Here is a 765-nt window from a genome sequence, read left to right on the forward strand (position 1 = left end):
ATCAGGACCTATCTCAGATGACCGAAGCCGCCGCCCGCCTCGCCCGCCCGCCTCGCCCGCCCGCACGACCACGTGTTCCTGGGCGACAACCACGAGAGGAACGAGCGCCGCACCTGGATCGTGATCGCGATCACCGCGGCGATGATGGTGATCGAGATCACCGCCGGGACGATCTTTGGCTCGATGGCGCTGGTCGCCGATGGCTGGCACATGTCCACCCATGCCGGCGCCATGCTGATCGCGGCGCTAGCCTATGCCTATGCGCGCAAGCACGCCCGCAACCCGCGCTTCACCTTCGGGACGGGCAAGCTGGGCGATCTTGCGGGCTTCGCGAGCGCGGTCGTGCTGGCGCTGATCGCGCTGCTCATCAGCTGGGAAAGCCTCGTGCGGCTCTACAGCCCGGTCGCCATCGACTTCTCGCAGGCGATCGCCGCGGCGGTCGCAGGTCTCGGCGTGAACCTGCTCTGCGCGTGGCTGCTGCGCGACGACCATCACCACCACGGGCACCACCATCACGGGCCTCATCACCACGACCACGACCATGACCATGACCATGACCATCGCACGCACGGCGGGTCGGGGCAGGACAACAACCTGCGGGCGGCCTATCTGCATGTGCTCGCCGATGCGCTGACCTCGGTCCTCGCCATCGCGGCGCTGGTTCTGGGAGGGCTCTACGGCTGGACGTGGATGGATCCGGCCATGGGCATCGTGGGTGGCCTCGTGATCGCCCGCTGGTCCTGGGGGCTGATCCGCGATACCGGC

Annotated in this window: 1 protein-coding gene; it reads left to right on the plus strand. The window is 68.1% G+C overall.

The features are described 5' to 3' along the window. Window positions 1–72 precede the first annotated feature (72 nt). On the plus strand, window positions 73–765 hold a 693-nt coding region (gene dmeF, locus ACTVZP_RS22265; protein ID WP_443214307.1), incomplete at its 3' end, for a CDF family Co(II)/Ni(II) efflux transporter DmeF.

Origin of the sequence: Rhodobacter sp. NSM (assembly GCF_052244495.1) — a bacterium.
Taxonomy (GTDB): Bacteria; Pseudomonadota; Alphaproteobacteria; order Rhodobacterales; family Rhodobacteraceae; genus Cereibacter_A.